Raw genomic sequence first — 16,373 nt, 5'->3', positions numbered from 1 at the left:
GAAGGGCTTAGCGCGGCGCGCGCTTGGCGAGGATGCGCTGCAGGGTCCGGCGGTGCATGTTGAGGCGGCGTGCCGTCTCCGAGACGTTGCGGCCGCACAGCTCATAGACCCGCTGGATGTGCTCCCAGCGCACCCGGTCGGCCGACATGGGATTTTCCGGCGGCAGGGCCCGTTCGCCCGGCTGGGCCATGAGGGCCGCGTGGATCTCGTCCGCATCGGCGGGCTTCGCCAGATAGTCGAACGCGCCCATCTTCACGGCCGTTACCGCGGTGGCGATGTTGCCGTAGCCGGTGAGGACCACACCGCGGGCGTCAGGGCGGCGGTGCTTCAGGCGCTCAATCACATCGAGGCCGTTGCCGTCGCCGAGGCGCATGTCGATCACGGCAAAGGCCGGCGGTTCGTTTTCAACGGCCGCAATGCCGTCCGCCACGCTCTCGGCCACCCGAACCTGATAGCCGCGGCCTTCCATGGCACGGGCCAGACGGGTCGAGAACGGCCGGTCGTCGTCGACGATCAAGAGACTCTTGTCGGCGCGATCTTCGAATGCGGCAGGCGCATCGGCCATCAGAATATCTCCTTGCATCCTAAGGACATTCCTTCATGAGGCGAGCTCGATCAGCTCCTTTCTCATATGGGAATTCATCCCCTAATCTTTGAGAGGCTCCAGCGAACCTCCCTGCGGCGAAATTGCCGCACTTCGTTCAAACGCCCGACGCGGCCAAACGATCCGCGCGATGGCGCCCGAAGCCGGCGGGGCGGCGTTGGTGAGGGTCAGTTCGGCCCCCGATCGCTCGACCAAAGTCTTGGCGATGAACAAGCCCAAGCCCAGTCCTCCGCCCTCCTCGCTGTCCTCCGAACGCTCGGCGGCGCTGCGGGTGGTGACGTAGGGCTCGCCGACCCTGAGCAGGATATCGGGCGCATAACCGGGGCCGTCATCCCGGATCTCGATGAAAACCTCGTGAGGAGACCAGCAGGCCTCGATCGTCACCTGGCTCTCGGCAAAGTCCGTGGCGTTGTCGAGGATGTTGGACAGGCCATAGACCACCCCCGGATTGCGGCGGCACAGGGGTTCGGGGCCATCGCCCTTCGTGATCACCCTCACGTCGAAGCCCACCGCCCGCTGCGGCTCGACGATGTCCTCCACCAGATGGCTGAGGGAGACGGTTTCCAGGAACTCTCCCCCGTCTTCCTCGTCCATGGAGGTGAGCTTGGTCAGGATCGTGCGGCAGCGCTCCACCTGCTCCTGCAGAAGGCGCAGGTCCTCGCCCACCGGGCCGTCCTTGGGCATGGCATGGCTGAGCTCCTTGGTGACCAGCGCAATGGTGGCGAGCGGCGTTCCGAGCTCGTGGGCCGCCGCCGCCGCCAGGCCGTCGAGCTGGGACAGGTGCTGCTCGCGGGCCAGCACCAGCTCGGTGGCGGCGAGCGCCTGGGCGAGCTGGCGCGCCTCCTCGGCCACCCGCCAGGCATAGATGCCGGTGAATGTCGTGCCGAGCAGGATCGCGGTCCAGATGCCCGTCACATAGAGGAAGGGCAGCGAGAAGGTCTGCCCCGGAAACCAGGGCAGGGGCCAATGGGCGAGCACGAGAAAGGTCGCGCAGCCCACGGCCAGCAGCCCGAGCCCCAGGGTCCGCTCCGGCGTGAGCGCCGTGGCCGAGATGAGCACGGGCGCCAGGAACAGCATGGCGAAGGGGTTTTCCAGCCCGCCGGTCAGATAGAGCAGGCCGGCGAGCTGCAGGATGTCGAAGGCGAGCAGGGCCGTGGCGACGTTGTCGCTGAGCCGGTGGCTCGCCGGATACTGGATGCGCAGCAGCAGGTTGACCCACACCGACGCGACGATCACCAGCAGGCAAAAGGCGAAGGGCAGGGGGAATCCGAGGCCGAAGCGGACCCCTATCACCGCTGCGGACTGCCCCGCGACCGCAAGCCAGCGCAGGCGGACGAGGGTGTCCAGGCGCAGGTGCCGGGCGTGGTGCGTGAGGTTCTTCGGCTCGATTCGGGACATCCTCGAACAGAATAGGGTCCAGCCCGTGTTCGCCAAGCAGACCGTCCCAGCCTATTTTCCTACCCGGGACTTGGAACAGGACCGGCAAGCCCCAGGGAACGCCCCGAAACCAAAGTATGGAGTCCGATTTCGCGGTGGAAAGACAAGCTTGTTGCAAAGAGCAGCAGGAACTTTAATCTTAAAATTACGGTTGAGGATAAGCCTACTGCATTGTGCGAGAACCAGGCGCCCGGCCTTTGGGGACACTTAGATGAACTTTTCTTATGTTTGGTACGATACCGCGCACTGGCTTTTGAGCCCCGCCCGCGCGGCCTCCGATTTGACGAAGCATTTTTTCGATAATCCCGGCAATCCGCTCAACAATACCCCTTACGGCCGCACCGTTTCCGCCGCCTGCGAGTTGTTCGAACGCACCACCCGCCGCTACGGCAAACCCGTGTTCGGCCTGCCCACCACGGTGATCGACGGGGCCGAGACGGCGGTCACGGAGCGGATCGTCTGGGAGCGCCCCTTCTGCCGAATCATCTCCTTCGAGCGGGACCACCCCACAGCCAAAAGCCAGCCTAAGCTCCTGATCGTGGCGCCCATGTCCGGCCATTACGCCACGCTCCTGCGCGGCACGGTGGAGACCTTCCTGCCCACCCATCAGGTGATGATCACCGATTGGACCGATGCCCGCATGGTGCCCCTGGCCGAGGGCAGGTTCGATCTCGACGACTACATCGACTACGTGAAAGAGATGTGCCGCGCGTTCGGCCCCGACCTGCACCTGATGGCCGTGTGCCAGCCGGCCGTCCCGGTGATCGCCGCGGTGGCCCGCCTCGAGGCCGAGAACGACCCCTGCATTCCCCGCTCCATGACCCTCATGGGCGGCCCCATCGACACCCGCCGTTCCCCCACGGCCGTGAACCGGCTGGCCGAGGAGCGCGGCATCGAATGGTTCGAGCGCCACTGCATCACCAAGGTGCCCCCGTCCCATCCGGGCTTCTGGCGCGATGTCTATCCCGGGTTCCAGCAGCTCTCGGGCTTCATGGCCATGAACATCGACCGGCACCTGACGGCGCATTGGGACATGTTCAACCACCTGGTGGACGGCGACGGCGACTCGGCCGAGAAGCACCGGGAGTTCTATGACGAGTACCTCGCCGTCATGGACCTGACCGCCGAGTTCTACCTCCAGACGGTCGAGAAGGTGTTCGTGAACCACGAACTGCCCAAGGGCGAGATGATGCACCGGGACCAGCCGGTGGACCTCATGGACATCCGGCGCTGCGCCATCATGGCGGTCGAAGGCGAGCGGGACGACATTTCGGGCGTCGGCCAGACCCTGGCCGCCCTCGAACTGACCCCCAACCTGTCCTCCGACAAGAAGCTCTATCATCTGCAGGCCAAGGTCGGTCACTATGGCGTCTTCAACGGTTCTCGGTTCCGGTCTCAGATCGCTCCTCGAATCGCTGAATTCATTGAGACTCACGATCGAGAACCAGCCCGGAAGAAGGCGTCAAGAGCCTGATCCTGTTCTTGATACGTTCTTAGGAGCGGCAAACGGCTGCGCTGACAGAATCAGCGTGACAGGGCAGATTGCGGACATGAAATCCGCCCTGTTCCGCCGCGTTCCAGCGGACCCGCCTCATCTCAAGGTTCTGCATGAGGGCCAAGCCTTCAAGGTGGCCCTCAAGCGCCGTCCCACGGCCAAACGGATCACGCTGCGCGTCTCCAACGCGACCGGCGAGGTGGTGCTGTCGATCCCCGAGCGCACCGATGTGGGCCTGGCCCAGAAATTCGCCGACAGCCACAGCCAATGGATCGCCACCCGCCTCGCCAAGGTGCCGGAGCGGGTGATCTTCGAGCCGGGGGCGCTGGTGCCCGTGCGTGGCGTCCTGCACCGGATCGTCCATTGGTCGTCGATCCGCGGCGTGACTCAGGCCACCAAGGGCGGCGCCGGCGAGCCGATCATCGCGGTGGCCGGCGAGGCCGCCCATGTGGCCCGCCGGGTGCGGGATTTCCTCGAGGCGGAGGCCAAGAAGGATTTCACCGTCGCGGTGAGAAAGCACACGGCCCAGATCGGGGTTTCGGCCAAGCGCATCACCGTGCGCGACACCAAGAGCCGCTGGGGGTCGTGCTCGGCCACGGGGGCGCTCAATTTCTCCTGGCGCCTGATCATGGCCCCGCCGTTCGTGCTCGACTACCTCGCGGCCCACGAGGTGGCGCACCTGCGCGAGCTCAACCATTCCCACCGCTTCTGGAAGATCACGCACCAGCTCTGCCCCCGCACCGACGAGGCGGAAGCCTGGCTGAAGACCTACGGCAGCGCGTTGCATCGCATCGGGTGAGAGCGCTTCGCGTTTCCATCCCCGGCGGTCCGCAGGACCGGGAAGGGGATCCATGGCGCTGAGCCTGTGAGTGGATTCCCTTCCCCTCCGATGGCTCCGCCATTTCCGGCCGGGAATGACACCTACTACGTCATGGCGGGGCTCGCCCCGTCCATCCCGATGCCGAAAAGCGCAGCGCCTCTCATATCGAGATCACCGGCACAAGGCCGGTGATGACGTGAGAGGCCCCTTAGTGAGTGACAGCTCTGTCATTTCGGCTTAGTCCGACCTGTCATCATCGCTGCTGTCCCAAAGAAAAATGCTCAAGCCCGATACGCTCGCCCTCACAATCGTCCTGGCGCTGCTCACCGCCCTGGGCCCGCTCTCGACGGACATGTACCTGCCGTCGCTGCCGGCGATCGCGGCGGGGCTTGATGCGACCACGGCCCAGACGCAGCTCACGCTGTCCGCCTTCCTGCTCGGCTTTGCGGCCGGGCAGTTCTTCTACGGGCCGATCTCCGACCGGATCGGGAGGAAGCCCGTGCTGCTGTTCGGGCTCGGGCTCTTCACCCTGGCGAGCCTCATCTGCGCCTTCGCGCCCAACATCGAAACGCTGATCGGCGCGCGCTTCCTGCAGGCGCTGGGCGCCTCCGGCCCGATCGTGCTCGGACGCGCCATCGTGCGCGACTTCTATGAGGGGCCGCGGGCCGGCCGCGAATTGTCGCGCATGGGCACGATCATGGGCGTCGTGCCGGCCGCAGCCCCGATCGTCGGCGGCCTCATCGAGCGCGTCTCGGGGTGGCGCGTCACCTTCGCGGTCATGATCCTGTTCGGCATCGTCATGGCGGCCGTCATCAGCCTGCGCATGCCCGAGAGCATCCGCCGGAAATCGGAGGTGCCGATTTCCTTCGGGGCGATCCTGCGCGGCTTCAAGCTGCTGCTCGGACACCCAGGCTACCGCACCTATGTGGGGCTTTCCATGCTCACCTATGGCGGGCTCTTCGCCTTCATCTCCGGCTCGTCCTTCGTGCTGCAGCAGATCTACGGCCTGGATGAGCTGGCTTTCGCCTTCTCGTTCACCTTCGTGGTGGTGGGCTTCATCAGCGGCACATATCTCGCCCAGCATCTCGTGGGGCGACGCGGTCTCGACGGCACGATCCAGCTCGGCGTCTCGTGCCTTGCCGTTGGCGGCGGCGCCATGCTGGCCCTGGTCCTGTCAGGCATGCCCTCGTCGCTCAGCATCAGCGCCCCCATGGCGATCTACGGCATCGGCGTCGGCCTCACCATGCCGCAATCCATGGCCTCGGCCCTGATGCCCTTTCCGGAGCGGGCCGGCGCGGCCTCGTCGCTGCTGGGCATCTGCCAGATGACGTTCGCGGCCATCGTGGGCATCGCTCTCGGGCGCAACCTCGATGCCTCGGCGATCCCGCTTCCCGCCACCATCGCCACAACCGGCGTGCTGGCCCTTGCGCTTTTCCTCGTGACGAGCCGGGCGAGAGGGCATCAGCCCAAGGGTTGATCCGCCGGGACTCCGGCGAGAACATCCGTCGCCTTGTGGTCGGCATCGACACCTTCGATGAAGAAGACCTCGCCGCGCGCGTTCCCGGTGCGCAGGGGCAGGATCTGCCGATAGGCGGGCGACTCATACCATGCGCGGGCGCTGTTCCGGTCCGGGAACGCGATCACGATCAGGTCTCCCGACCAGGAGCCTTCGAGGTGAGTCACCGGTCCTCCGTGAATGATGAACCGGCCCCCGAAGGGCTCGAGCGTCGCGTCGATGCGCTGGAGGTATTCAACGATGTCGGGACCGAGATTCACATCGTGCAGATGACCGACGGCGTAAGCAGGCATGACAGGCTCCTTCTTGTGATGAAGGGAGCATGTCGTGTGGAGAGAGTGCTGGCGATTACGTGCGGGGTAATGTTCTGAGGGTTTGATTGACCGCAGCCACTGTCATTCCGGGGCGAGCGGTAGCGAGAGCCCGGAATCCATAACCGCTAACGGTGCAGAATGGGGTGTGACGCTGCTCACCCCCTCTTGAGACGTCGTGTTTATGGATTCCGGGTTCGCCTGCGGCGCCCCGGAATGACAGTGTCAGACGTGAAGGCAAGCTTTAAAGCCCGAACAGCTTCTCCAAGAAGTTCTTCTCGCGGCTCACGCGCCGCTGAGGCGCGGGCGCGACCCAGCTCCCTTCGCCGTCCGCATTGGCGTAGCGCGGAGCGCCTCCGACGCCGGCAACGGGAATGTCCGACGGCGCGCGCATGCGCTCGAGGCCGGGCAGGGGCACGGGCTGCTTGTCCTTGAGGGCTACCGTCATGAAGTTGTGCCAGACTTCCGTGGGCAGGTTGCCGCCGGTGACGCGCTTGGTGAGCGCGCCGTCGTCGTTGCCGAGCCACACGCCGGCCACGAGGTTGCCGGAGAAGCCCACGAACCAGGCATCCTTGTAATCGTCGGTGGTGCCGGTCTTGCCGGCGAGGGTCCAGCCTGGGATCTGCGCCTTCTGGGCGGTGCCGATGACGAAGACGTTGTGCATCATGTCGTTCATCTGGGCCACGACGCCCGGATCGATTACGCGCCCGAGGCCGCCCGAGCCCGGGCGCTTGTAGATGAGCTTGCCGTCGGTGGTCTTCACCTGGGTGATCACGTAAGGCGTCACGCCGATGCCGCCATTGGCGAAGGGCGCGTAGGCGGAAACCAGCTCCAGCGGCGTCACCTCGGAGGTGCCCAGCGCCAGCGAGCCGTTGGCCTGGAGCGGGGACGAGATGCCGAGGCGTTGCGCGGTCTGCACCACGGCCTTGGGCCCCACCTCCATGTTGAGCTTCACGGCCACCGTGTTGAGGGAGAGCGCCAGCGCATCGCGGATCGTGATCGGCCCGCGATATTTGCGGTCGTAGTTCTTGGGCGCCCAGCCCTTGTAGGCCACGGGCGCGTCCTCCATCACCATGTCGGGGGTGTAGCCCCGCTCCATGGCGGCGAGATAGACGAAGGGCTTGAAGGACGAGCCCGGCTGGCGGCGGGCCGCGATGGCCCGGTTGAACTGGCTCGTCTCGTAATTGCGGCCGCCGACCAGGGCTTTGACGGCCCCGTCCGGCTGCATGGCGACAACCGCGCCCTGGCTCACGTTGAACTTCTGGCCCTTGGCGTTGAGCTCTTCCACCAGCACGCGTTCGGCCGCGGATTGCAGCCCGGGCTCGACCGTGGTCGAGACCACGATGTCGGACTCGACCGTGCCGACGAAATCGTCGAGCACGTCCATCACGTAATCGGCCGCGTAATTGGCCGATCCCGCGCCGTTCGGGCGGACGGGCTCGGCGGGCGCGCCGAGGGCCGTCTTGGTCATGCCCGGCGTGATGAAGCCGAGATCGTTCATGGCCGCGATCACGAGTTCCGCACGCGCCTGCGCCCGCTCCGGATAGCGGTTGGGGGCCAGCCGCGACGGCGACTGGACGAGGCCCGCCAGCACGGCGGCCTCGGAGAGCGATACGCTGCGCGCGGACTTGCCGTAATAGCGCTGGGCGGCCGCCTCGACGCCATAGGCGCCGGCGCCGAAATAGACCCGGTTGAGATAGAGCTCGAGGAGCTGGTCCTTCGAGTAGTGGCGCTCGAGCCAGAGCGCCAGGATCGCCTCCTGGATCTTGCGCGAGGCGGTGCGCTCCTGGGTCAGGAACAGGTTCTTGGCGAGCTGCTGCGTCAGGGTCGAGCCGCCCTGCAGGCCGCCGCTGTTGCTCAAGTTGCGGTAGATCGCGCGGCCGATGCCGATGGGGTCGATACCGAAATGGTCGTAGAAGCGCCGGTCCTCGATGGCGATGAACGCCTTCGGCAGGTAGGGCGGAAGTTCCTTCAAGGTCATCGTGCGCCCGCCCGTCTCGCCGCGATTGGCGAGGAACGAGCCGTCGCTCGCCAGGATGGCGATGTTCGGCGGGCGCTTGGGCACCGCAAGCTGGTCGATGGGCGGAAGCTGCGAGGCGTAATAGGCCACGATGCCGCCGACGCCGATCACGCCCCACAGGCAGAGCACGAGCCCGGCATAAATCAGTTTGCTGAACAGGGAGCGGCCGCCGCGGCGCTTCACCTTCTTGGGGCGCGAAGGCCTGCCGCCGCCCTGTCCCGAAGCTCGCCTGCGCGCCATCGATCCCCCTGCCCGATCCTCGGGCGAGAGGTGAAAATCCAGCTCCCCCGCTTGCCCAGCGGGCGCATCGAACACCGGCTCGCGCCGGTCACGTCCGTTCGCCACGTCTTTTATAACCCCGCATTCATACGGCCGGTGCTGCGGCCTTTCATGCTCTGAGGCACTTTAAATGTGGCGGTTTAAGGGGCGGTTAACGGGAGTTAACGGGTTCTCTGCTGGAACTGCCGAGTCCGGGCCGCGTTCGCAGCCTTATGAGCGCTTACATCGTCGTGCTGGCAGGCTTCGGGGTGGTCGTCCTTCTGACCGCCTGGCTTCCCATGGTCCTGAAGGAACTGCCCCTGTCCCTGCCGATCTTCTGCGTCGGCTTGGGTGCGCTCATCTTTGCCTTCCCCCAAGTCCCGGGCGTGATGCCCCACCCCAAGGAGGAGCTCGCCATCGTCGAGCGCCTGAGCGAGTTCGTGGTCATCATCTCGCTCATGGGTGCGGGCCTGAAGATCGACCGGCCCTTCGGCTGGAAGCGCTGGCGCCTCACCTGGCGGCTGCTCGGCATCGCCATGCCGCTCACGATCTTCGGCCTCGCCTGGCTCGGCACCAGCCTCCTGGGCCTGAGCCTCGCCGCCGCCGTGCTTCTCGCGGGCGCGCTCGCCCCCACCGATCCGGTGCTGGCCAGCGACGTGCAGGTGGGACCGCCGGGCGACCGGGAGGAGGACGAGGTGCGCTTCACGCTCACCTCCGAGGCCGGCCTCAACGACGGTCTCGCATTCCCGTTCATCATGCTCGCCATCGCGTTCGCCCACGAGGTGAGCTTGAAGAGCGTGACGGAATGGTTCGCCTATGGGGTGCTCTGGAAGGTCGGGGCCGGACTCGTCATGGGGTACGTCATCGGGCGGGCGCTGGGCTGGCTGACCTTCCACCTGCCGAACCGGGCCAAGCTCTCCCGCACGGGCGCGGGCTTCGTGGCGCTCGGCATCACCTGCATCGCCTATGGGGTGACCGAGATGGTGAAGGGCTACGGCTTTCTCGCTGTCTTCGTGGCGGCGCTTGCCCTGCGGGCCACGCAACCCGAGCACGAGTATCACCAGAAGCTCCACGATTTCGCGGAAGAACTCGAGCGCCTCATGATGATGGTGCTTCTCGTCCTGCTCGGCGGCGCCATGACGGGCGGCGACCTGTTCAACGCCCTCACGTGGCAGGCTGTCGTCTTCGGCCTGCTGGCCCTGTTCGTGATCCGGCCGCTCGCCGGCTGGATCGGGCTGATCGGCACCGATCCGCCACCGGGCGAAAAGGCGGCGATCAGCTTCTTCGGCATCCGCGGGCTCGGCTCGATCTATTATCTGTCCTATGCCCTGAACCATGCCGAGTTCGACAATGCCGACCTGCTCTGGAGCACGGCGGGATTCATCATCCTCGTCTCCATCGTGCTGCACGGCGTCACGGTCACGCCGGCGATGCGGCACCTCGACCACCGCCGGAAGCTCACCATGCGTGCGGCGCAACGGAAAACGGTTGCCCAGCCGGAATCCTAAATCAGTCCGCCGTGGTCGGGTCGATCACCGAGCGCACCTGCGAGATGCTGTCGGCCGGAAATCCCGCCTTCTGGGCGTGCTCGCGGATCAATCCTTCATCGGGCGCCCGATAGACGCAGTAGATCTTGTCGTCCGTGACGTAGCTTTGAACCCATTGGATCTCGGGTCCGAGTTCGCGCAGGGTATCGCACGAGGTTCTGGAGGCCTGCTGCAGATCCGCAGCAGACAGATTGCCCACATTCGGCATGTTTCGCTCGATCACGAATTGCGGCATGGCCCTTTCGCCGGCAGACCGGCGCCTCCCTTGGCCGAACCAAAGCGGCTCCGGCGTCGGCCAGGGTCTGCTCATGGGGAAGGCGTGGCAACTCCCCAAGAGGGGTAGGGCGCACCCTTCCTATTCCGCCGCCAGCGGTAGCTCGCCCGTTTCCAGATCGGCCTGGGCCAGATCGTGGATGCGGCGCAGGTCATTCAGGAACGCCTCGTAGGCTTCCCGCTTCGTCGCCTCGTCGGGCAGGCGCAGCAGATAGCTCGGATGCACGGTGATGTAGCCCTGGTAAGGGCCGAAGGTCGCGCGTCCGCGCGAGCGGGTGATCGGCGTCGCCTTGCCCGAGAGCGCCAGAACGGCGGTTGCGCCGAGAGCCACCACGAGCTTCGGCCGCACCAGCTCCAGCTCCTTCATCAGCCAGGGCCGGTAGTGCTTCACCTCGCCGGTCGTGGGCTTGGAATGGATGCGCCGATGGCCGCGCTGCTCGAACTTGAAGTGCTTCACCGCATTGGTGAGATAGGCCTGCTCGCGCTCGATCCCGGCTTCCCGCATGGCCTTGGTCAGAAGCTTGCCGGCGGGGCCGACGAAGGGCCGCCCCTGCAGGTCCTCCTGGTCGCCCGGCTGCTCGCCGACGAACACGATCTCCGCATGGTGCGGGCCCTCGCCGAACACGGCCTGCGTGGCGCCGGGCACCAGGGGTCCTGCCTTGGCGATGATGGCGTTGAGTTCTTCCAGGGTCTTTGGTTCCTGATCCCACATGGCCTCTATGGCGCGTTCCGGCGTGCGTTTGGTGGGCATCGTCGCCTCCTGTTCGATCATCCGTTCAACGCGCTGGGCGGCCGTTTGGATCAGACCGGGAATGGCGGCGGTCTCGGGCATGTTGCGCCAGTACTTCTTCGGCATCTCGGCCCGCATGGCCGTGGGGTTCACCCGCGCCGGGTTGAACACGCTCTCGTAATAGCCGCGCCAGCCCTCCTCGAAGCTGTCCTCCTCGGGAGCATCCTCGCGCCGCCCGGGAGGGCCGAAGGCGAGCTCATGCCGATCCCAGCGCGCGGAGCCGATGGGGGTGAGGATCGTCCAGTCCATGGAGCGGAAGCGGTCGACGAAGAAGGGCGCCGCTGCCTCAAGAATGAAATGCTCGGGCTCGAACCAGGCGGCGAAGCGCTCAAGCTCTCCTTGCATCCGGCGGAAGCGCACGAAGGCGTGCATCTTGTGCAGGTCGCGCCGCACGGAGCGGGCCATCAGGTCGATGCGATGCACCAGCGGGTCGCTTGCGACTTCGAGGAGATCGCGCTCGCCGTTCAGGACGCGCCAGACGAGGCTGTAGAGCAGGGCATAGCGCTCGGGGTCGCCGTGGCAGACCACCTGCTCGATCAGCCGTGACACGCCCTTCGGGATCGCGACCGGCGGCGCGTTTGTGACCGTCTCGTCGCCGAGGAGGCCGGGCTCATCGTCGATGGCGAACACCACATGCTGCGGCGCCAGCTCCTCGGCGATCAGCCAGCGCACGGCCTTGCGGAAGGTGTGCAGGTCCGCGCCGGTTTTGAGAGTGATGCGGTGGAGGGTCATGGGAGCCTCAATGGTCATCCCGGACGGCGAAAGCCGATCCGGGATCGTGTGCAGGATGTGGTGCCATTCTCGTCCAGCGATCCCGGGTTCTGCTGCGCAGCCCCGGGATGACAGCCACGCTCTTACGCAAACAGGCTCAACTGTTCCGGCTTCTCGATCAGCCGCTCGCGCAGGTCGAGCTTGTCGAGCCTAGCCTTGGGGTGATGATCGGCCGTGATGAGAAACGGCTTGGCGCGTTTGAGCCCTGAGGTGAGGCGGGCCACATCCTCCAGGCGCAACGTCGTGTGCTTGCGCGCCACCACGATCTTGTCCACCGCCCGGGCGCCGAGGCCCGGCACCCGCAGCAGCATCTCCCGGTCGGCCCGGTTCACGTCCACCGGGAAGCGGTGGCGGTTCTTGAGCGCCCAGGCGAGCTTGGGGTCGATGTCGAGATCGAGCATGCCTTGTTCGGCGCTTGACGCGATCTCGTCCACGTCGAAGCCGTAATAGCGCAGCAGCCAGTCGGCCTGGTAGAGCCTGTTCTCGCGCATGAGCGGCGGCGATTTCAGGGGTAGGATGGCGCTCGAATCCGGAATCGGGCTGAAGGCGGAGTAATAGACCCGCTTCATGTCGTAATGTCCGTAGAGCTTGGCCGACTTGCGCAACACGTCCGCGTCCGTCGTCTCGTCGGCGCCCACGATCATCTGCGTGGTCTGGCCGGCCGGCGAGAAGTGGCGGCGTTCTTCCCGCGCCTCCTCGATGCGCTCGAACATCTGCGCCATGGCGGTCTCGATGGAGGCGCCGTCCTTCTCCGGCGCCAGCTGCTCCAGGCTCTTCTCCGTCGGCAGTTCGAGGTTGATCGACAGGCGGTCGGCCCACAGGCCCGCCTCCTCGATGAGCCAGGGGCTCGCCTCGGGGATGGTCTTCAGGTGGATGTAGCCGCGAAAGCCGTGATCGCCGCGCAGCTTCTTCGCCACCAGGATCATCTGCTCCATGGTGTAGTCGGGCGAGCGGATGATGCCCGACGACAGGAACAGGCCCTCGATGTAGTTGCGCTTGTAGAACTCGACCGTGAGCGTCACCACCTCGTCGACCGAGAACTTCGCCCGCTTCACGTTGGACGAGCGCCGGTTCACGCAATATGCGCAGTCGAACAGGCAGTAGTTCGTCAGCAGGATCTTGAGCAGCGACACGCAGCGCCCGTCCGGCGTGTAGGCGTGGCAGATCCCGGTTCCCACCGTCGAGCCGAGGCCGTCGGGATCCGATTTGCGCTTGGGCGCTCCGGAGGAGGAGCAGGAGGCATCATACTTGGCCGCGTCCGCCAGGATGCGCAGCTTCTTCGAAAGCTTTTCGTCCATGGGTCTTTCGCAGGATTGTTCGTGTTTTGTTCTAGCATGAAGATGGGGCGCTGGCGAGGGTTTAGGGAGAGGGCGGGAGGTCGCACGAGGGGGGAAGTTTGCCGTCATCCCGGACGGAGCGCAGCGAAGATCCGGGATGACGCTTCACTCTGACCAGCCTGCCCAGCGCCAGACCAGAAACGGCGCAAGCTTGTGCATTCAATCCCAGACAGGCCCTTGCCCTTACTCACCGTAACGGTAAGCTCCCCCTGCGCGTAACGACCGGGAGAGAACGCTTCGCATGATCAGAACCCTGCTCGACGGTCTCTATCTCTTCGCCGGATATCTGGCAGGCATTTTCCTGATCACGATCTTTCTCCTGATGATGACCCTCTCGCTCGGGCGCGAATTCGGGATCAACATCCCGGCCGGCGACGATTACGCCGCCTGGTCCATGGCCGCGATGGCGTTCCTGGGCCTCGCCCACACGTTCAGGTCCGGCGAGCTGATCCGCATCGGCCTGGTGCTCGAGCGGCTGCCCACCGGCGCGCGGCGCGGCGTCGAGATCCTGTGCCTTCTCGTCGGTACGGCGGTGATCGGGTTCTTCGCCTGGTACGCGGTGCACATGACCTATGACAGCTGGCGCTTCAACGACATGTCTCAGGGCGCGGTCGCGGTGCCGCTCTGGTTTCCGCAGCTCGGCTACTCGATCGGCCTGACGATCCTCGCGATCGCGTTCATCGACGAACTCGTGCACGTCCTGAGGGGGCGTGCCCCGCGCTACGAGAAGCCGCGGGCGGAAACGCCGGAGGAGATCGTCAACCGCGCAGCCGAGAGCGGGCTTTAAACGATGTTTGCAGATCTCGGCCTCGTCACCACCGCCGTCATTCTCCTGGGCCTGCTCATCGGTCTTCTGGCCTTCGGCATCTGGATCGGCATCGCGCTGCTCATCGTGGGCTTTGCCGCCATCTTCATGGTCACGCCCGTGCCCATCGGGCCGGTGCTCGCCACCACGGTCTGGTCGAGTTCCGCCTCCTGGTCGCTGGCGGCCCTGCCGCTCTTCATCTGGATGGGCGAGATCCTCTTCCGCACGCGCCTGTCCGAGCAGATGTTCCTCGGGCTCGCGCCCTGGCTCAACTGGCTGCCCGGGCGCCTGCTGCACGTGAACGTGGTCGGCTGCGGCGTGTTCGCGGCCGTGTCGGGCTCGTCCGCCGCCACCTGCGCGACCATCGGCAAGATCGCGCTCCCCGAGCTGAAGAAACGCGGCTACGACGACCTGATGAGCCTCGGGAGTCTGGCCGGCTCCGGCACCCTCGGGCTTCTCATCCCGCCGTCCATTCCCATGGTGGTCTATGCCATCGCGGCGAATGTGTCGGTGATCCAGGTTTTCCTCGCGGGCTTCCTGCCGGGCCTTCTCGTGATGGGGCTCTATTCCGGCTACATCACCCTGTGGTCGGCCCTCAACCCGAGGAAATCCCCGCCGCCCGAGCCTCGCACGAGCTTCGGCTACAAGCTGCGGAGTTCGGCCAAGCTCCTGCCGGTCCTCTTGCTGATCGCCTTCATCTTCTGCGCGCTCATCTTCGGCTGGGCGACGGCGACCGAATGCGCCGCCTGGGGCGTGACGGGCGCGCTCATCCTCGCCTGGTGGTCGGGCACGCTCTCCTGGGCGACGTTCCGGGATTCTCTGTTGAGCGCCACGCGCCTGACGGTCACGATCATGCTGATCCTGGCGGGCGCCGCCTTCACCACGGCGGCCATGGCCTATACGGGTATCCCGGCGGCGCTCGCCGCCTGGGTCGAGTCGCTGCAGCTGTCGCCCTACGTGCTGATCGCGGCGCTCACCGTCATGTACATCCTTTTGGGCTGCCTCATCGACGGCATCTCGATGATCGTGCTCACCACCGTGGTGGTGCTGCCCATGATCAAGCAGGCGGGGTTCGACCTGATCTGGTTCGGCGTCTTCCTCATAATCCTGGTGGAGATGGCGCAGATCACGCCGCCGGTCGGCTTCAACCTCTTCGTGCTGCAGAACATGAGCGGGCGCGACAGCTTCACCGTCGCACGGTCGGCGCTGCCGTTCTTCTTCCTGCTCGTGGCGGCGGTCGCCATCATCACGGCTTTTCCGGACATCGCATTGTGGCTCCCACGGCTCGCCTTTCCGGAATAGGATCCATCATAACCAGAGGAGAAGGATCACATGAAGCATAGGACACGATTGGGGTTGAGCCTCGCCGGCGCGCTGCTGATGGCAGCCCCCGCGATGGCGCAGACCAAATGGAACCTGCCGGCCGCCTATCCGGCGGACAACTTCCACACCGAGAACCTGAACGCCTTCTCGAAGGACGTGGCGGACGCCACCGGGGGCAAGCTGCAGATCACGGTTCACGCCAACGCCTCGCTGTTCAAGGCGCCGGAGATCAAGCGCGCGGTGCAGACCGGCCAGGCCCAGGCCGGCGAGGTGCTGATGTCCCTGCACGAGAACGAGGATCCGCTCTACGGCCTCGACGTGGTGCCCTTCCTCGCCACCTCCTTCGACCAGTCGAAGAAGCTGTGGGACGTGCAGCGCCCGGCCATCGAGAAGAAGCTCGAAAGCCAGGGCCTGAAGCTGCTCTTCGCCGTGCCGTGGCCGCCGCAAGGGATTTTCGCCAAGCAGGAGATCAACAAGGTCGAGGATCTGAAGGGCGTGAAGTGGCGCGCCTACAATGTGGGCACCTCGCGCATCGCCGAGATCGTCGGCGCGCAGCCCGTGACCGTGCAGGCCGCCGAGCTGCCGCAGGCCCTCGCCACCGGTGTCGTGACCACCTTCATGACCTCCGGCGCGACCGGCTACGACGCGAAGGTGTGGGAATCTCTGTCCCACTTCTACGACACGCAGGCGTGGATTCCGAAGAACATGACCTTCGTCAACAAGGCCGCGTTCGATGCTCTCGACAAGCCGACTCAGGAGGGGATCCTCAAGGCCGCCAAGGCGGCCGAGGAGCGCGGCTGGCGAACGGCTCAGGAAAAGACCAAGTGGTATCTCGAGCAGCTGGCCAAGAACGGCATGAAGGTGCAGCCGCCGAGCGCGGAACTGAAGACAGGGCTTCAGAAGGTCGGCGAGCAGCTCACGGCCGACTGGCTGAAGAAGGCCGGCACCGACGGGCAGGCCATCGTCGATGCCTACAAGAAGGCCGGTTCGTAGTTCTGTCCACTTTCTCCACCGTCATGCCCGGCCTTGTGCCGGGCATCCACGTCTTTACGACGCTGAAAACGTG

At 65.7% G+C, this 16,373-nt stretch carries 14 protein-coding genes; 7 read left to right on the top strand and 7 right to left on the bottom strand.

Features of this window, described 5'->3' with window-relative positions:
• Positions 1-7: 7 nt before the first annotated feature.
• Positions 8-565, bottom strand: a complete 558-nt coding sequence (locus tag MA07_RS18405; RefSeq protein WP_152568916.1) for an ActR/PrrA/RegA family redox response regulator transcription factor — start codon at positions 563-565, stop codon at positions 8-10.
• An 81-nt stretch (positions 566-646) separates the two neighbouring features.
• A complete protein-coding gene (locus MA07_RS18400) occupies positions 647-2,002 on the bottom strand; it encodes an ActS/PrrB/RegB family redox-sensitive histidine kinase (protein ID WP_036354371.1) in 1,356 nt (451 codons plus the stop codon).
• 250 nt (positions 2,003-2,252) lie between these two features.
• On the opposite strand from MA07_RS18400, the gene phaZ reads away from it, so the two are divergent.
• From phaZ to MA07_RS18385, 3 genes are all read left to right on the top strand, one after another.
• Positions 2,253-3,515 (top strand): polyhydroxyalkanoate depolymerase, encoded by a 1,263-nt coding sequence (gene phaZ, locus MA07_RS18395; protein ID WP_036354368.1) that lies wholly within the window; start codon positions 2,253-2,255, stop codon positions 3,513-3,515.
• A 76-nt stretch (positions 3,516-3,591) separates the two neighbouring features.
• Positions 3,592-4,335 carry a SprT family zinc-dependent metalloprotease gene (locus MA07_RS18390; protein WP_036354629.1) on the top strand — a complete coding sequence of 248 codons (744 nt, stop codon included), beginning with the start codon at positions 3,592-3,594 and terminating at the stop codon, positions 4,333-4,335.
• A gap of 298 nt (positions 4,336-4,633) precedes the next feature.
• Positions 4,634-5,833, top strand: coding sequence for a multidrug effflux MFS transporter (locus MA07_RS18385; protein ID WP_036354365.1), 1,200 nt, complete (start codon positions 4,634-4,636; stop codon positions 5,831-5,833).
• On the opposite strand, the gene MA07_RS18380 is transcribed toward MA07_RS18385, so the two are convergent.
• On the bottom strand, positions 5,818-6,165 hold the full coding sequence (locus MA07_RS18380) for a DUF1330 domain-containing protein (protein WP_036354361.1): 348 nt from the start codon (positions 6,163-6,165) through the stop codon (positions 5,818-5,820). The genes MA07_RS18385 and MA07_RS18380 overlap by 16 nt on opposite strands.
• 262 nt (positions 6,166-6,427) lie before the next feature.
• The gene (locus MA07_RS18375) at positions 6,428-8,548 is read right to left on the bottom strand and encodes a PBP1A family penicillin-binding protein (protein WP_036354358.1); all 2,121 of its coding nucleotides are present in this window, start codon (positions 8,546-8,548) and stop codon (positions 6,428-6,430) included.
• A 146-nt stretch (positions 8,549-8,694) separates the two neighbouring features.
• Between MA07_RS18375 and MA07_RS18370 the strand changes: the two genes are divergently transcribed.
• Entirely contained in the window at positions 8,695-9,969 is a 1,275-nt protein-coding gene (locus MA07_RS18370; protein WP_036354355.1) for a cation:proton antiporter, read from the top strand.
• Between the two features lies 1 nt (position 9,970).
• On the opposite strand, the gene MA07_RS18365 is transcribed toward MA07_RS18370, so the two are convergent.
• From MA07_RS18365 to MA07_RS18355, 3 genes are all read right to left on the bottom strand, one after another.
• A complete protein-coding gene (locus MA07_RS18365) occupies positions 9,971-10,243 on the bottom strand; it encodes a DUF4242 domain-containing protein (protein WP_036354352.1) in 273 nt (90 codons plus the stop codon).
• 120 nt (positions 10,244-10,363) lie between these two features.
• Entirely contained in the window at positions 10,364-11,803 is a 1,440-nt protein-coding gene (locus MA07_RS18360; protein ID WP_036354349.1) for a UdgX family uracil-DNA binding protein, read from the bottom strand.
• 122 nt (positions 11,804-11,925) lie between these two features.
• Positions 11,926-13,140: a putative DNA modification/repair radical SAM protein gene (locus tag MA07_RS18355; RefSeq protein WP_036354348.1), complete on the bottom strand. Its 1,215-nt coding sequence runs from the start codon at positions 13,138-13,140 to the stop codon at positions 11,926-11,928.
• 280 nt (positions 13,141-13,420) lie between these two features.
• Between MA07_RS18355 and MA07_RS18350 the strand changes: the two genes are divergently transcribed.
• From MA07_RS18350 to MA07_RS18340, 3 genes are read left to right on the top strand one after another with little or no spacing between them, the layout of a single operon-like run.
• Positions 13,421-13,966 (top strand): TRAP transporter small permease, encoded by a 546-nt coding sequence (locus tag MA07_RS18350; protein WP_036354345.1) that lies wholly within the window; start codon positions 13,421-13,423, stop codon positions 13,964-13,966.
• Between the two features lie 3 nt (positions 13,967-13,969).
• Positions 13,970-15,286, top strand: coding sequence for a TRAP transporter large permease subunit (locus tag MA07_RS18345; protein ID WP_036354342.1), 1,317 nt, complete (start codon positions 13,970-13,972; stop codon positions 15,284-15,286).
• Positions 15,287-15,316: 30 nt separating this feature from the next.
• On the top strand, positions 15,317-16,300 hold the full coding sequence (locus tag MA07_RS18340) for a TRAP transporter substrate-binding protein (RefSeq protein ID WP_036354339.1): 984 nt from the start codon (positions 15,317-15,319) through the stop codon (positions 16,298-16,300).
• Positions 16,301-16,373: the final 73 nt, after the last annotated feature.

The sequence above is a fragment of the Microvirga sp. BSC39 genome (genome assembly GCF_000739015.1).
Classification (GTDB): Bacteria; Pseudomonadota; Alphaproteobacteria; order Rhizobiales; family Beijerinckiaceae; genus Microvirga.
The sequence above is the reverse complement of the archived record's forward strand: the minus strand, read 5'-3'. Positions and strand labels throughout refer to the sequence as shown.

Coding starts and splice junctions, on each gene's coding strand:
- MA07_RS18355 (WP_036354348.1), bottom strand. CDS start 13,140: ATGGACGAAAAGCTTTCGAAGAAGCTGCGCATCCTGGCGGACGCGGCC.
- MA07_RS18405 (WP_152568916.1), bottom strand. CDS start 565: ATGGCCGATGCGCCTGCCGCATTCGAAGATCGCGCCGACAAGAGTCTC.
- MA07_RS18385 (WP_036354365.1), top strand. CDS start 4,634: ATGCTCAAGCCCGATACGCTCGCCCTCACAATCGTCCTGGCGCTGCTC.
- MA07_RS18350 (WP_036354345.1), top strand. CDS start 13,421: ATGATCAGAACCCTGCTCGACGGTCTCTATCTCTTCGCCGGATATCTG.
- MA07_RS18370 (WP_036354355.1), top strand. CDS start 8,695: ATGAGCGCTTACATCGTCGTGCTGGCAGGCTTCGGGGTGGTCGTCCTT.
- MA07_RS18345 (WP_036354342.1), top strand. CDS start 13,970: ATGTTTGCAGATCTCGGCCTCGTCACCACCGCCGTCATTCTCCTGGGC.
- phaZ (WP_036354368.1), top strand. CDS start 2,253: ATGAACTTTTCTTATGTTTGGTACGATACCGCGCACTGGCTTTTGAGC.
- MA07_RS18340 (WP_036354339.1), top strand. CDS start 15,317: ATGAAGCATAGGACACGATTGGGGTTGAGCCTCGCCGGCGCGCTGCTG.
- MA07_RS18390 (WP_036354629.1), top strand. CDS start 3,592: ATGAAATCCGCCCTGTTCCGCCGCGTTCCAGCGGACCCGCCTCATCTC.
- MA07_RS18400 (WP_036354371.1), bottom strand. CDS start 2,002: ATGTCCCGAATCGAGCCGAAGAACCTCACGCACCACGCCCGGCACCTG.
- MA07_RS18380 (WP_036354361.1), bottom strand. CDS start 6,165: ATGCCTGCTTACGCCGTCGGTCATCTGCACGATGTGAATCTCGGTCCC.
- MA07_RS18365 (WP_036354352.1), bottom strand. CDS start 10,243: ATGCCGCAATTCGTGATCGAGCGAAACATGCCGAATGTGGGCAATCTG.
- MA07_RS18360 (WP_036354349.1), bottom strand. CDS start 11,803: ATGACCCTCCACCGCATCACTCTCAAAACCGGCGCGGACCTGCACACC.